Here is a 15,300-nt window from a genome sequence, read left to right as displayed (position 1 = left end):
ATTGCTGGCTTATTGAACAGCACCTTGTGCATTCCAACCACCGCCAAGGGCCTTATACAAATTAATTTGGCTTGCAAGATACGCTTGCTTACCCATAATTAACTGCTGGCCCGCACTGTACCAATTGCGCTGCGCATCGAGTACCTGCAAATAGCTATCAGCCCCTTTTTGAAAGCGTGCATCTGATAAGGTAAAAGACAGCTCATTGCTTTGGTAAAGGTCATTTAGCGCTGCTAATTGTTGCTTATAACCTTGACGGTCTGCTAATGCATCAGACACTTCTTTAAATGCCTGTTGAATTGTTTGCTCATAACGCGTTAAGGCCACTTTTTGCTGCGTTTCAGCCACCTCTAAATTTGCTTGGTTACGACCCATATTAAAGATAGGCAAATTAATAGAAGGCACAAAGCTCCACGTGCCCGAGCCTGCATCAAATAAATTGTTTAAATCTGCTGATGCCGTCCCCGCATTGGCTGTTAAGCTAATACTTGGGTAAAAAGCCGCTTTAGCAACACCAATATTTGCATTTGCAGCACGTAAATCATGTTCAGCAGCTTTAATGTCAGGACGTTGTGTTAACAACTCCGACGGTAAACCAACCGGCACCTCGGGCATACTAAGTACGGTATCAATACTTTGATTAGGCAATAAATCGACATTGACTGATTGGCCGACCAAAAAATCTAACGCATTTTTATCACGCTTAAGTAAACGCTGGTAATTCGCTATATCTACTTTCGCTCTCGCAACCGTACTTTCTAGCTGCGATAACGTAAGTTGTGATGCTGCACCAAGCGCAAATGTTTTGCGCGTAAGCGCCAGTGACTCTTGCTGCGACTTTAATGTGTCATTAGCAAGCTCTAACAGTGCTTTATCCGTTGCGTAATTTAGCCATGCATTAACCAGCTCAGAAATTAAGCTGATACGAACACTGGATAAACTATACTCAGCAGAATAAAGATTTTGCAAAGCTTGTTCAGATTGATTACGAACCTTTCCCCAAAGATCGAGCTCATACGCGGTTAACCCCACGGTAGCAGAATAGTTTTCACTGATAGCTGCCTCACCGGTGCCCGTTAGGCTCCCGGGTAAACGTTGACGTGTACCCGATGCATTCAAATCGATACTTGGATACAGGTTTGAATCCTCAATTTGATACATCGCTCTCACCTGCTGCACATTAAGTGCAGCCGTTTTTATGTCTTTGTTATGTTCGAGCGTTAATTCAATTAACTGTTGTAATTGCGCATTACTAAAGAACGCTTGCCAATGCAGGTCATTAATATTTCCCGCATTGGTTTCATCTGCATAGTGTGGTGCAACAGGTAATTCACGCTGTTCAAGGTCAGGGGCCATATTACAGGCCGAAAGCACTAACGTAGCGACTGAAATAGAGACCAGTTTAAGTTTCATTATGCTTGCTCCTCACTATTCACTTTTTGTTTGCCGGGAAATACGCGACGAACTAACACAAAGAATAACGGAACGAATAACACCACGATTGTTGATGAAGCAAGCGTGCCCCCAATCACTGCAATACCGAGTGCATTTTGAGCTCCCGAGCCTGCACTTGATGCTATCGCAAGCGGTAAAACACCGCATACGAACGCCATTGACGTCATAAAGATTGGGCGTAAACGTAAGCGAATAGCAGCAATTGCAGCATCAACAAGCTTCATACCTTCGTCCATTTTATGAATCGCAAATTCAACAATTAAAATCGCATTCTTAGAGGCTAAACCTATGGTTGTTAATAAGCCAACTTGCAAGTAAATGTCGTTCGATAAATTAAACACAAATGACGCCACACCCGCACCAAAGACACCCAGTGGAACAATCAGCATCACCGCAGCCGGCACAGACCAACTTTCATATAATGCCGCAAGACATAAAAATACAACCAGCAATGACAATGCATAAAGTAACGGTGCCTGACCCCCACTTAAACGCTCTTCATACGATATACCGGTCCACTCAAATGCCACACCTGGCGGAAGCTGTTTTACTATTTTTTCAACCTCAACCATTGCTTGCCCTGTACTGTAACCTGGCGCAGCGGCACCTTGAATTTCCATCGCCGAGAAGCCGTTATAGCGCTCTAAGCGTGGTGAGCCATAAGTCCAATATGAATGGGCAAATGCAGTGAATGGCACCATATCGCCGTTTGCATTGCGCACATACCATTTATCGAGGTCTTCGGGCACCATGCGTGATTCTGGAGTCCCTTGCAAATACACTTTTTTCACACGACCACGGTCAATAAAGTCATTTACATAGCGACTACCCCACGCCGTTGATAACGTGTTGTTAATGTCAGTTTGTGTTAAGCCAAGCGCTTCTGCTTTAGCTAAATCAATATCCAGTTCAAGCTCTGGTTTATCTTCTTGGCCATTAGGGCGAACACCTGAAAGCACCGGGTTTTTAGCCGCCATGCCTAAAAACATATTGCGTGCTTCAAGTAACTTATCATGACCAAGCCCTACGCGGTCTTGTAAAAATAAGGTAAAGCCGTTTGCTGTACCAAGTTCTACAACTGCAGGAGGTGGAAATGCGAACACAAACGCTTCTTTAATTGTTGAGAAGTATCCCATCGCTTTACCCGCAACAGCGCCCACTGATAAATCAGGACGTTGACGTTCATCCCAGTGTTTTAAACCAACAAAGCCAATCGCTGCATTTTGACCAGATCCCGCAAAGCTAAAACCTGTGACTGTAAAGATAGATTTCACTGCTTCAGATTGATCTTCCAAGAAGTGATGCTCCATTTTTTCAACCACTTTTAACGTTTGTTCCGTGGTTGAGCCTGCTGGCAAGCTTACTTGGTTAAACAATATACCTTGGTCTTCATCTGGTAAGAAAGCAGACGGTAATTGCGAGAAAATATACACCATGCCGCCGACAATCAAACCATAGCAAAGTAAGTAACGTTTACTGTGCTTAATCATGCGTGCAACAAACCCTTGCGCACCCGCATTGGTTTTATCGAAACCTCGGTTGAAGCCTAAAAAGAAACGACCAAATAGTGATTTATCATTGTGTACATGGCTTGGCTTTAGCATTGTTGCACACAGTGCTGGTGTAAGAATAAGTGCCACTAATACCGACAAGCTCATTGCTGTTACAAGCGTAATTGAGAATTGACGATAAATAACGCCCGTCGATCCTGCAAAGAAAGCCATAGGAACGAATACCGCAGAAAGCACCATGGCAATCCCCACCAAGGCCCCTTTAATTTCATCCATTGATTTACGTGTTGCTTCAAGCGGTGACAGGTTTTCTTCTGTCATTACACGTTCCACGTTTTCAACGACAACGATAGCATCATCAACAAGTAAGCCTATCGCTAACACCATAGCGAACATGGTTAAGGTATTAATTGAATAACCAAATACTTGTAAAATCGCAAAGGTACCCAGTAATACAACCGGTACAGCGATTGTAGGAATAAGTGTCGCTCTAAAGTTCTGTAAGAATAAATACATAACTAAGAACACCAAAACCACGGCTTCAATTAGCGTACTAACCACTTTTTCGATTGATAAAGAGACAAAAGGCGTTGTGTCATACGGTACAACAGTCGTTAACCCCTCAGGAAAGAAAGGTTCAAGCTCAGCAAGTGCCGCTTTAACACCATCAGCAGTATCAAGTGCGTTTGCACCACTGGCTAGCTTTACCCCTAAACCCGATGCTGGTTTACCGTTAAAACGCGCAACCACACCATAGTTTTCACCGCCTAATTCAACCTTTGCTACATCGCTTAGGCGCACAACTGAACCATCAGGATTCGTTTTAACGAATATATCTCTAAATTGCTCTGGCGTTTGAAGGCGGCTTTGTGCCGTTACGGTCGCATTTAATTGCTGGCCATCAACTGCAGGTAATGCCCCAAGCTGGCCCGCAGATACTTGTGCGTTTTGAGCACTAATGGCTGCACTGATATCTGCCGGTGTTAATGCATATTTTTGTAGTTTTGATGGGTCAAGCCAAATGCGCATTGCATATTGAGAACCAAATAACTGAACCTCACCTACGCCATTAACACGCGAGATAATATCGAGCACATTTGATGAAACATAATCACCAATATCGATATTATTCATACTGCCGTCTTCAGAAACAAAACCGACAACCATTAAGAAGTTACGTGCTGATTTCGCAACAGACACACCTTGGCGCTGAACTTCTTCAGGTAACAGTGGCGTTGCAAGTGACAGTTTGTTTTGTACTTGTACTTGGGCGATATCAGGGTCTGTATCAGCGCTAAAAGTCAATGTAAGTGTTGCTGAACCATTAGACTCCGATGTTGATGACATATACAACAAGCCATCAAGCCCTTTCATCTTTTGTTCTATAACCTGGGTAACCGTATCTTCTAATGTACGGGCAGACGCACCTGGGTAATTGGCTTGAATGCTAATGGCAGGTGGCGCTATTGATGGATACTGCGCAACCGGCAAACTTTTTATTGCAAGAATACCTGCCAGCATCACAACGATGGCAAGTACCCATGCAAAAATAGGCCGATCAATAAAAAATCGTGACATGTAGATTCTCCGTTACTGGCTGTTTGCTGTTGTTTCAGCAGGCATTGGATTGACTGGTGCACCTGGGCGAATTTTTTGTAAGCCTTCCACAATGAGCTTATCGCCGTTATTTAGTCCCTCAGTCACTAACCAGTTTGAACCGACCGTGCGGTCTGTTTTAAGCACGCGAGCTTCTACAGTGTTATCTTTACTCACCACCATCGCTGTCGGCTCACCTTTTGTATTGCGGCTAACACCTCGTTGCGGTGCTAAGATTGCATCGCTTTTAACGCCTTCAACAACAACCGCGCGAACATACATACCTGGGAGTAAAAGCTTTTCTGGGTTAGGAAATTCTGCACGCAAGGTCACTGACCCTGTGCTTGGGTCAACGGTTACTTCAGAAAATTTAAGCACCCCTTTGTGTTGATAGGTACTACCGTCTTCCATTTTTAGCTCAACGTTAGAGTGCAGTGCGGCATCTTTATCAAGCTCACCTGCAGCAATCGCTTTTTTAAGACGAGTAAGTTCACTGCTTGATTGTGTTAAATCAACAAAAATCGGATCAAGTTGCGTAATCGTCGCTAAAGCAGTTGCTTGGTTTGCACTGACAAGCGCACCTGCGGTGACATTTGATTTACCAATTTGACCACTGATAGGCGCTAAAACTTTGCTGTAATTTAAATTAATTTGAGCCGTTTTTAATTGTGCTTGTGCTGTTAGTAAGTCGGCTTTTGCTCCTTTGTAAGCAGCATCGGCTTCATCAAAGTCTTGTTGACTAACGGCTTTAATACTGAGTAGCTCTTTATAACGTTCAGACTTCGCTTTTGCGTTTGAAATACTCGCCTCAGCTTTAGTAATAGCCGCTTTACTGGTTGCAACTTGGGCTTCAAATGTAGAGGGGTCAATTTGATAAAGTGCCTGACCTTTTTCAACCTCCGCCCCTTCAACAAATAAGCGTGATTGAATAATACCATTCACCTGTGGACGGATTTCTGCGATACGTGATGCAGACACGCGACCCGGTAACTCTTTTGTTAGCGTAAGTGGTTTACTTTGCATCTCAATAACACCCACAGGAACAGCCTGAGCTGCCTGCATCTGCCCTTGAGCTGGTTCTGATTGGCCACAGCCTGATAAAAGCACAGCGGCAGCCAGTGCTGACACTGCAAAAAATGGAATGCGAGAGCGGTGCATGTTTATACCCTTAGTTTAGAATGAACGATCATTCTAAACTAAAATTGACACAGATCAACCCTCTTTAAATTAATTTACATTAAATAAAACCCTTGCTGTGTAGGATGAATTTTGAACAAGGCTAAAACAACAATTTTAGAATCAGCATTTAGTGAAATAAGACACGGCTTATGAACACGCCATTTTCCTAGGTATCACCTAAGCATATGCCCATACTTCTGGCTGTTTTAATAAGTACATGCTCAAGCGGAATAGCCCGATATTGTGATGTTGCTTCTTTTAAACTGATTGGTTTAATTTCACCGTTTTTATGAACCGGTATTAAACCAAATTTGCCTTGTTCAACAAGCTCAAAAGCCAATACTCCATATTCTGCACCAAGCACCCTATCAAATGCATTAGGGGTACCTCCTCGTTGAATATGACCCAAAACAGTCACACGAACATCTATCGGGAGTTGCGCTTTAATACGCGTTGCCAATTGCTCTGCAATTCCTCCTAATACAGGGTTTTCGTAGCCAAATTCAGTAGACTGGTGACTCACAACTTCACCTTCAATTGGTTTTGCACCCTCAGAAATTACGATATTAGCGAAGCCATGTCCGTTATCGAAACGAGTCTGTAGCTTGTTAATAATCGTCTCTATGCAATAAGGAATTTCGGGAAGAAGCGCAACTTCTGCGCCTGCTGCAATTGCCGAATGTAAGCAAATCCAGCCTGCATCTCGCCCCATGACTTCTGTAATAATAACGCGATTATGACTTTGAGCTGTCGGGATTAACCGATCGATAGCTTCGGTTACGGTGTCTACCGCAGTCTGAAAACCGATGGTGTAATCAGTGCCAAACAAATCATTGTCAATGGTTTTTGGTACACCAATTATGTTTAACCCGCGTTCATATAAATGCTGAGACACTCTGTGGGACCCATCACCGCCAATATTAATAACCGCATCAAAGCCTAGTTCACTAATTACGTTGATTAATTCATTTGATCGGTCGACCAACACACGCTTACCCTCTATGTCTGTCGGGAATGCGATAGGGTTGCCTTTATTAACCGTCTCTAAAATAGTACCACCACGAACATGTATGCCAGCAACAACGTCATCAGAAAGATGAATAATATCGTGCGGTATCTCTAACACACCACAGTAAGCGCGTCGACTGCCATAGACTTGCCAATTTCCATCATGTGCAGCCGCTTTTACAATGGCACGGATCACCCCATTGAGTCCTGGACAATCTCCTCCGCTCGTTAATAACAGTAATTTTTTCATCGCATTATCAACCACTCAGCTATTTTCATTACAGGTTAGCTTAAATTTAAGCATTACGCGTATGACTTACATCAATGAGCATGTCTTTTTAATATGTTTAAAACGATGTGTAGAAGAATCAAATAAATGTGCTAGATAGGTGTGCGACTTAGTTAAACGTAAGAAAAGTAACATACTGACTATGTTGAATTTTGTAATTATAAAGTAAGACCTTAGCCCATTTTCTAAACATGAAAATAGGCTAAGCCTCTGTGCATTTTAGCGATTAATTAAACGTTTTAACTTTAAATGAAAGGTTTTCGACGCCGCAACCAGAGCGACTTTTGTTAATTCGATAGTAATGAGTTTGCTCTGTAGCATCTAAGTTAAGTAAAAACTCATCTTGTTGAGCAACCGCCTGTTGTTCTTGTGTTAAACACATGGCTTGCAGTAATGAACGGAGTTTGGCTTCACTGAAAATACCGCCAAATCGTTGCAGTGGTAACGGAGGAATTGTCATACTTGGCAAGGCATTATCAACACTGCGTTTAGCAAAACTAAAGCCCTTGTCAGTGACATCAATAACTGCGCCTGCTGGCCAATAACTGAGTTTGCTGCTCTGCTTCCCCGCTGACTCAATATGAACAACGCCATTTTTACCTATGACGGTCATTAAGGCTGTGTCTGCTGAGCGAATCGACACTAAGGCCGTTGTTTCGTCAATCCCAAAGCCATATTTTTGTCCTGTGTCGGCAAGGAGCCTAGCAAGGCGCATGGTTCTGTTACGTTCACTAAAATGGCTATCAACAGTGCCATATTCAAATGTCGCAAGGCCACTTTTAGTTGAATAAACTAAAACGTCACTCGCTTCTTTCATTTCACAACCAATGCAGTCATAGTTCGTGCCACCTTGCCTAAGAGCAGACAGACTGTCACCTTGCAAAACCATCACCGATTTTTTCCCTTGTGCAGAAACTCCACCGTTTTGTAAGATACTGCCACTGCCCACCCCCATGATAACAGGGCGTGATTGAAGTTTTGTAAACCACGGATAAGCCTCGCCAGAACGAGTAAATAATACCTGCTGAGCAAGTGCTTGATCACCGTCGTTAAATATCACCGCGGTGGCCGTGTTTAACTGCTTATGTAATGCGTTAATACCTTGCTGGCAAAAGGCCTGTTCGGTGTCTGTTCTATCTCTATACACCTTTTCTCGATTAAATAAGTGCATTTCGGTTTGGCGCAATGTATTGAGTTCATTACACTTATTATTAACAAGGGCATACGCTGACGCGGGCGTTAAAGGTAACCACTCTGCTTGAATACCTTTATGATTAAGTAATGACTCATAATAATCAGCACTCGCATAAGGATCGCGGCTAGATGCGGTGATCACCAAAACCTTCGGGGTTTGGCTGTTTACTTTTATACTCGCAGCAACAAAGTCAAGGATATCTGTGCTTGAAGACTCCACATTATAAGCAGGAAACACACGTTCTTTTACTCTATTTTGCTGCTGATCGACGACAGCAATCTCTAGCATATCTAACACATAGTTGAATTCGCTGACATGTAAAACACTTAATAGCTCATTATTGGTATCACGCCATGCCCATAGCAACTGTGTTTTACTCATTGATTTAGAATGAGTGTCTACAAGTGTATTTAATAAGGTATTAACCGCTTTTTTATTCGCTTTATTATTAGTCGGCCACGATTGATTAACGGTTTTGATTGCTTCACGGGTAATTTTGAACAACCTTGATTGCTTACCTGAAATTGCCTCTTCACTTGTACAGTGTTGACTATTTGCACTTGAACACATAGCCAGCTCGCCCCCGACCATAACAAGAGTTTGGTTAGTAGGTTTTACTGCAAAACTAAAAAAAGATAATAGTAAGAAAAAAACAAGCAGTGCAGCACGAAAGGCACCATAAACAATTTTAAAAAGGCACATAGAAAGTCTTAAATTATAATAAACTCCCTCAGTATACAGACAATTAATGCCACTTTAAATGAAAGGAAAAGGCGCTTATGCGCCTTCACTGGATGATAATCGAGAAACAAGTAACTGCTCTACTTTCACCCCTTCAACATCCACAACTTCAAATTTATAGCCGCCATAATGAATAAACTCAGCGCGCTTAGGCAAACGTTTCATTGTGTAAATTAAAAAGCCCGCAACAGTTTCAAAATGAGATTGATCAGGAAAATCTTCAAGCTCAAGTACTTTTGCCAGCTCAACCACTGGCGTAAGTCCGTCCACCAGCCACGAATTTGCATCACGCTTGATGATAAGCTCCTCACCTTGGTGAGATATTAAGTCTCCCATAAAGCCTTTCATTAGATCTTTTACCGTGACGATGCCAACCATTAATGCGTATTCATTAACAACAACAGCAAACGGCTCAGCGGCGGTTTTAAAAGTATTTAACGCTTCTGACAAACTGAGGGTTTCAGGTAAATAAAAGATATCCTTATTGATCAGTTCCTCATCTATGTCAGCATTTTGACCCTTGAGTACCTTACGCAAAATATCTTTTGATTCGACCGAACCAATTAATTTATCTAAACTGCCATCGCACACTAAAAAGTGATTGTGTGGGTGTTCAATAATTTTTGTAGCGACATCATCCGCAGCGGCTTTCACATCGAAGAACACAATTTGATCTCGCGGTGTCATCACACTCGATAAAAAGCGAGCTTCTAAGTCAAAGACATTACCAATAATCTCATACTCTTGCTGCTGTAAACTTCCGTATTCAGCACCTGCATCCATCATGGCAACAATGTCTTCTGTGGTTACTATGTCTTCTCGTTCTGCCGGCACTTTAAAAGCACGCAGAATGAAATTAGTGGTGCCATTAAAAAACATCACAAACGGTGTTAGCGCAAAAGTTACCCAGCGCATGATTGAAACAACATTCACTGCGACCACTTCCGGCATGATCATCGCCAAACGTTTGGGTAGCAAGTCTGCAAATAAGATAAAGAGCGACGTAATACAAAAAAACGAGATTAAAAAGCTTATCTGACTAAGCAACGGCCCTTGGTAGACCATGACCAAAATTTGTTCAATGTAAGGTGATAAGGCTTGCTCACCCACTATCCCGCCTAAAATCGCGATGGCGTTCAGCGCAATTTGAATCATCGCAAAAAAAGCACCTGGTTGCTCTTGCAGTGTTAAAACCGCCTGCGCTTTTTTACTACCTTCATCAACCATAACGCGCAATTTGATCTTGCGTGATGCAGCGATGGCTATCTCACTCATCGCAAATAACGCACTAATCAAAATTAATAACATAATAATGAGTAAATCACTCATTGCAGCTCCTAAATATAGAATCGCATTCAATCTTTTGAATACACTGTACTTTTTAGACGTTACACTTTTGCAAGAATGGTCAAAAAGCAGCTGATTATAGCGACTTTAATGCAATCAACAAGTGCTATTTTTTATCGTCAAATGCAAAGGCGTTGGTTAATTTTTCCAAGGTTGAATTGTTGATATTTTTATTGCATGCAAAATACAATTCTTGGCTTCCCACTGGGATTTCATAAACAGGTTTTAATGACGAGAGTGAGGGGTCTTGCTGGAGCGCGAAGTTAAATTGTTCATCGCTGAGCACCACTAAATCGATACTATTACGACGGCTTTTTAATATATCGTATATGTTGTCAAAACTATTTAATAAGATGAGTTGGTTATTTTCATTAAAACCATGTTCTGCTAAATAAATATGACTGTAATTGTCTTTTAAAACGGCAATACGGTATCGCTTCGCATCACCCAGATTTGCAATATTGATATGCTCTGGCTTGAAGCTATAAAACGAGACAGTAAAGTTAGACAGCTTGGAAATCCATTTAAAATGCGTTTCTCTGACTGGAAGCCTCGCCATAGAGAAGATACAGGTGTTACTGTCACGCAGTGCTGCATTGTATGAAACAGACCAAGGGTTAACCGATAGTGTGTAGTTAACGCCGCTGCGCGTTAATGCTGCTTTTACTTTATCAACGACAGTACCAACAAGTTCGCCTTTTTCATTTTGATAGTGAAAATTTGGTAAGTTCTCAGTCACTACTGTAATTGCTGCAAAACAAGGAAATATTAAAAGCAACAAAGACAAAATTAGTAAATTGCGCATACAGCAACAACACCACAATATGATTATTAACTATCAATATAGCGTGATGTAGCCATTATTGAAATAGAATTAACAATTGTGACCAGAACAAGGGCCTAATACACAGGCCCTTGCATTATTGACGTATTATTTATTCATTGCACCGATTAAAAATGCTGAGATTTTTGCACCCTCTCTCAACGTTGTTTCTGAACTTGTTTGACCAATCAACGAACTGTCCGTAAAGGGGGCTATTTCCATCATGTCAGCCCCTGTGATTGGAAACTCATCAGCTAACGCCACCAAAATATCCAGTGCATGCTGAGGGGTTAATCCCCCCGCTTCTGGCGTACCGGTAGCCGAAGCGAAACTTTCATCAAGCGCATCTATATCGAAACTCACGTATAGCTCATCAATATTGTCTGCTTTAAGTTGTGCAATAACCTCATCTGCAACCGCTTTTGCGCCGCGTTCGATTATTTCATGCGCCCAATGCTGTTTCACACCGAATGTTGATTCCCAATGCGCTTTTGGTTTGCCACTTGAACGAATACCAAATTGGATCAAGTTACGCGGAGCGGGTAAATACTCAAGAATATGTGTGCACCACGAGCCAAAACACAAATCAATCCCTAATCGTTCAACTAATAGATCGGTGTGCGCATCAAAATGAATAATAGCAGTGCGTTTACCTGCATCGCGTTTTGCTTTTAAATACGCTTTGGTTAACGGGTAACTAATTGAATGGTCGCCCCCTATTCCAAAAATCCCTTTTTCTGGGTAGTGTGCATAAAAGCCATCACATACATCTTCTGTAATAGAAAGTGGTGAAACATGATATTCACTATTTTCGTCAGCATACAACGCTTTTTGACAGTTACTAATCGTTGCATCGTTCAAATATTTATCATGCAATAAATGTGGAATAACACGCACATCACCTAAATCAAAAGCACGTGCTTGAGGCTGTTGATCAATTAATGTCGAACGTAAAAATAGCGGTCCCCAATTGGCCCCACGTAAAATACCACCGCCACAATCTGAACTAATCCCTAAAATAACGGCTTTATGCTCAGAGTCTGCTAATGTCTCGAGTGATTCTTTCCACAGCACATCAACATTTTCTGTTTGACCATAAAGCTTGGTACGAAGGGCATCCTTACGCTCTTTAGCTGTATTAACTGTAAAAACACCGTCTCCTGGTGGACAAAGGCAGTGACTTAATTTTTCGTGGAATGCTTTTTGTGTGTTACTCATATCTACTCCGCTGATAATTATCTGCATAATCATGCGCTAACAAAAATTTATGCATTTAGCACAAAGTTCAAAACTAGATAAGCCTAGTATTAAACAGCGCATGAAAATTAGAAAAAACAACTCATTGAATTTAATAGATTTATTTTCTCAAACAGAAAAGTTGAATTTGCTTATGAATTAAATAAACAATCTAATGAGGCAGGTATAACATGCGTTAAGTTAAAGTCAAATAGTGCAGCAATCGGTGAGATTACTGCACTAGATTTATATTCATGCAGAGTGAATACTCATTATTCGTAGCCTCGCGGTTTCTTAGTCTTGATCACCGCAATATACGCATGCCAGCTTGCATAGCTAAGTAAAGGCATAATGACAATAAAACCAGCCGTGCCAGTGATGAACCCGACAAATACCAAGCACAGTATTAACCCAGCCCACACAATCATTGCTGCCGCGTTTGTTTTAACGGCGTTAATAGACGAGATGACCGCTGTCATTAAGTCCACACGACGCTCCATCATAATTTGCGGCGTAAAGGCCGAAATGGCAAACACAGTGACAAGTAAAATACCACCGACAATCGTGCCTAAGGTTAAAAATGCCGATAATTGCTCAAAGCTTGGGTTCACAACGTTTGGATACAAGGCATGGATAAGTGCAGCTAATCGCATCCACACAATCATTATCACCATGAGTAAAAAAGCAAATCCCCATTCACCAGCAGGATTTCTAAACATTGATTTTAAGCTATGAAATAAAGTTGGTTTATGCCCTTTTTCAAGCTCCCAAGCAACATCATATAGGCCTGCCGCAAATGCAGGACCAATTAATGCAAAGGCAACAACAGCCGGTAAAATCACAAGATGGGTATCAAATTGATACACAAAGTACATAATCGTAGCGGGTATTAGGGTGAACACTAAACCATAAACTAAACTTAATATGGGTGCATTAGCGATATCTTTAAACGCCAAAGACAACCAGTGAAAAGGCGCCGAGGCTGATACGTGTGAACTTTCTAAGCAGCGGGCAAATTGTTGATGTTTACTCATAGAAGATGACGCAGGCATAATATATCCTCTTTTATCATTACATCTTTAGGTTTAGGTTATCTGTTCGATTCTTGCAACCTTCACCCTAAATAGGACATCTGTCCTGTACTTTACAAGCAGATGATTTAAGTATTACGCTTTAGATAAAAATAAGGTTCAAAAATGGAAAAGGTATTTCACTTAGGACTCTCACGTGACGACTTAAAAGGTGCCACTCTGGCAATCGTTCCTGGCGATCCTGACCGCTCAGCGCGTATTTCAACCTTTCTTGATAACCCTGAATGCTTAGCAAAAACCCGTGAATTTCATGTTTATCGTGGTGAACTAAATGGCCACAGCGTTGTGGTATGTTCGACTGGCATTGGTGGACCTTCGACATCAATCGCTGTAGAAGAATTAGCACAACTCGGGGTTGATACTTTTTTACGCATTGGGACAACCGGAGCCATTCAACCACATATTAACGAAGGTGACATTTTAATTAGCCAAGCGTCTGTGCGTTTAGATGGAGCAAGCCAACACTTTGCCCCGTTAAGTTACCCTGCGGTTTCTGATTTTTTTGCCACACGAGCAATGGTTAATGCCTGCGATAACTTAGCCATCAATTATCATATTGGTATTACGGCATCGAGTGATACATTTTATCCTGGGCAAGAACGCTACGATACCTATTCAGGTTATGTACCACGTGCTTTGCAAGGTAGTTGTGAAGAGTGGCAAAAACTTGGTGTCATGAATTATGAAATGGAATCGGCAACACTCTTTACTATGTGTGCTGCTTTAGGCCTCAGAGCAGCCTGTGTAGCTGGGGTATTAGTAAATAGAACTAAGCAAGAAATCCCTAATGTAGACCACGGCGAGATCGAGAAAAAGTCGGTCGCCGTCGTCATTGAAGCGGCCAAACTATTACTTAATTAAAGCCGCTGTAATGTATTCAAATGCTGGTGGGTTTTCAAAGCTTGCCAGCACTGCTTTCGCCACCTCTAATTGATTTTTCGCGTCCTCTGTCTCAAGTAAAGTGATTGACTTAACCGTCTGATCGTCAAAACTTAATCCACTAAGATAAAACTGGCTCAACGCACTTTGTAAAGGTGACAAACTGGGGCTATATGCCGCATTTTCTGCGTAACTGCCATAAAAATCACCGTCTTGATACGTACTAATTTTAACGGCGCTAAAATTCCCTGTATAAGGCACGTAGGCATTTAATGCTGTTTTAATGAGTGTTTCATCACACGCGTTACTAATACCTGAAAATTGATGCGTACTCGCTGACTGCGACATAAGACTTATTTCATTACCCAAGTCTTTAGGACCAAACGCATTAGGCAGTAAGTCATGCAAACTAAAGTGCTTTTCTGGTAGGAGTATCTCAAGCGAATCGGCTGTGTCTAGCTCATTCATGAACTGGCGGCAATAACCACACGGCGCATCACTAATTGCAATTTTAATGACTGATTTTGCCCCATTTAGCCAGGCATTATTTATCGCTGACTGCTCTGCATGAACAACTAAACTTAATGCTTGATGGGTAAACTCAACATTCGCACCAAAATAGAACTGAGTTTCGCCCTGCTGATTAATACCCAGTACAATTGCACCGACATAAAATTGCGATATAGGCGCAACAGAAAATAAACTCGCAACGGGTACACACGCTTTAAGTAACTGTGTTTCTGTGAGTTTATGCTCATTACACAGAGCAATAATATCGCGCTGAAATAGAATACCGCGCTGCTGCTTTAACTGAGTAAAAAGCGCTGTTTTTTGCTCTAAAGAAAAACTAAATGACGCTAAATTTAGCGCTTCTTGGCTCAGTTCTTTACTACTTGCTGTCATAACAAATTATAATTATTAATTGGCTATACAGTGTAAAAGGTTATGCC

11 protein-coding genes are annotated in these 15,300 nt (G+C 41.7%); 1 reads left to right on the top strand and 10 read right to left on the bottom strand.

Annotation, left to right across the window (positions count from 1 at the left end):
• Nucleotides 1–9: 9 nt before the first annotated feature.
• From BWD47_RS02915 to BWD47_RS02875, 9 genes are all read right to left on the bottom strand, one after another.
• A complete protein-coding gene (locus tag BWD47_RS02915) occupies nucleotides 10–1,413 on the bottom strand; it encodes an efflux transporter outer membrane subunit (protein WP_036972765.1) in 1,404 nt (467 codons plus the stop codon).
• On the bottom strand, nucleotides 1,413–4,544 hold the full coding sequence (locus BWD47_RS02910; RefSeq protein WP_036972767.1) for an efflux RND transporter permease subunit: 3,132 nt from the start codon (nucleotides 4,542–4,544) through the stop codon (nucleotides 1,413–1,415). The genes BWD47_RS02915 and BWD47_RS02910 overlap by 1 nt, the downstream gene beginning before the upstream one ends.
• A gap of 12 nt (nucleotides 4,545–4,556) precedes the next feature.
• Nucleotides 4,557–5,720, bottom strand: a complete 1,164-nt coding sequence (locus tag BWD47_RS02905; protein ID WP_036972769.1) for an efflux RND transporter periplasmic adaptor subunit — start codon at nucleotides 5,718–5,720, stop codon at nucleotides 4,557–4,559.
• Nucleotides 5,721–5,907: 187 nt separating this feature from the next.
• Nucleotides 5,908–6,999 carry a 6-phosphofructokinase gene (locus tag BWD47_RS02900; RefSeq protein WP_083633628.1) on the bottom strand — a complete coding sequence of 364 codons (1,092 nt, stop codon included), beginning with the start codon at nucleotides 6,997–6,999 and terminating at the stop codon, nucleotides 5,908–5,910.
• Between the two features lie 265 nt (nucleotides 7,000–7,264).
• Complete coding sequence (locus BWD47_RS02895) at nucleotides 7,265–8,935, bottom strand: hypothetical protein (protein ID WP_075593333.1); 1,671 nt, start codon at nucleotides 8,933–8,935, stop codon at nucleotides 7,265–7,267.
• A 75-nt stretch (nucleotides 8,936–9,010) separates the two neighbouring features.
• The gene (locus BWD47_RS02890) at nucleotides 9,011–10,303 is read right to left on the bottom strand and encodes a hemolysin family protein (RefSeq protein WP_036972771.1); all 1,293 of its coding nucleotides are present in this window, start codon (nucleotides 10,301–10,303) and stop codon (nucleotides 9,011–9,013) included.
• 124 nt (nucleotides 10,304–10,427) lie between these two features.
• Complete coding sequence (locus tag BWD47_RS02885; RefSeq protein ID WP_075593332.1) at nucleotides 10,428–11,126, bottom strand: ABC transporter substrate-binding protein; 699 nt, start codon at nucleotides 11,124–11,126, stop codon at nucleotides 10,428–10,430.
• Nucleotides 11,127–11,252: 126 nt separating this feature from the next.
• The gene (locus BWD47_RS02880; protein WP_036972773.1) at nucleotides 11,253–12,362 is read right to left on the bottom strand and encodes an arginase family protein; all 1,110 of its coding nucleotides are present in this window, start codon (nucleotides 12,360–12,362) and stop codon (nucleotides 11,253–11,255) included.
• 290 nt (nucleotides 12,363–12,652) lie between these two features.
• A complete protein-coding gene (locus BWD47_RS02875) occupies nucleotides 12,653–13,432 on the bottom strand; it encodes a DUF2189 domain-containing protein (RefSeq protein ID WP_036972774.1) in 780 nt (259 codons plus the stop codon).
• A gap of 144 nt (nucleotides 13,433–13,576) precedes the next feature.
• Here BWD47_RS02875 and udp point away from each other — a divergent pair, with 144 nt between their 5' ends.
• Nucleotides 13,577–14,332 carry a uridine phosphorylase gene (gene udp, locus BWD47_RS02870; protein ID WP_065979140.1) on the top strand — a complete coding sequence of 252 codons (756 nt, stop codon included), beginning with the start codon at nucleotides 13,577–13,579 and terminating at the stop codon, nucleotides 14,330–14,332.
• On the opposite strand, the gene cdd is transcribed toward udp, so the two are convergent.
• Nucleotides 14,321–15,253 carry a cytidine deaminase gene (gene cdd, locus BWD47_RS02865; protein WP_074989138.1) on the bottom strand — a complete coding sequence of 311 codons (933 nt, stop codon included), beginning with the start codon at nucleotides 15,251–15,253 and terminating at the stop codon, nucleotides 14,321–14,323. The genes udp and cdd overlap by 12 nt on opposite strands.
• Nucleotides 15,254–15,300 lie beyond the last annotated feature (47 nt).

The sequence above is a fragment of the Pseudoalteromonas sp. PAB 2.2 genome (assembly GCF_001938575.1).
In the GTDB taxonomy this organism is placed as follows: domain Bacteria; phylum Pseudomonadota; class Gammaproteobacteria; order Enterobacterales; family Alteromonadaceae; genus Pseudoalteromonas; species Pseudoalteromonas lipolytica.
The sequence above is the reverse complement of the archived record's forward strand: the minus strand, read 5'-3'. Positions and strand labels throughout refer to the sequence as shown.